Raw genomic sequence first — 533 nt, 5'->3', positions numbered from 1 at the left:
CATCTCGGTGCCGGTCACGGCGCTGATGACAGGATTGGCCCCATCGCCGATGGCGACGGTCAGGGTGGAGGAGACGGTGTCGCCGTCAGAATCGGTCAGGGTGAAGCCCGCCTTGAGCAGGCTGTCCGCACTGCCCTGATCCAGCGGTTGGTTCAATGTGAAGACGTAGTGGCCTTTCTGATCCAGCGTCAGGGTAAACACATTCTGGCCATTGACCGCGCCGCTGATGCTGTTGCCGCTGATGCTGATGACAACAGGCTGGCCGCCGCTGGTGAGCCCCTGCAGGCCCGGCTGGCTGGCATCGAAGCTGATGCCGGCAAGGGGATCGCTCCCTGCGGTGATATTGAGATCCCCGGACAGGGTCTGAGGCGCGCTCCAGTCGCTGTCCTCCACCAGGGTGAGGGAGACGGGGTCGACCTGGGGCAGCACGCCGTCGGTGATCTGGATGTTGAGGGTGCCAAGATTGCTCTTGTCCCCGTCAAAGTCGGTGCCCACTACCTGCAGTCCCAGGTTGACGCTGTTGGTGCTGACCG

The 533-nt window shown here is 63.4% G+C and carries 1 protein-coding gene; it reads right to left on the bottom strand.

The window, feature by feature from the left end:
• On the bottom strand, positions 1-533 hold a 533-nt coding region (locus ACEUCR_RS20065), incomplete at both ends, for a T1SS-143 repeat domain-containing protein (RefSeq protein WP_408792024.1).

The sequence above is a fragment of the Aeromonas bivalvium genome (genome assembly GCF_046078285.1).
Taxonomy (GTDB): Bacteria; Pseudomonadota; Gammaproteobacteria; order Enterobacterales; family Aeromonadaceae; genus Aeromonas; species Aeromonas bivalvium.
This window is presented reverse-complemented; position numbering and strand designations above follow the sequence as displayed.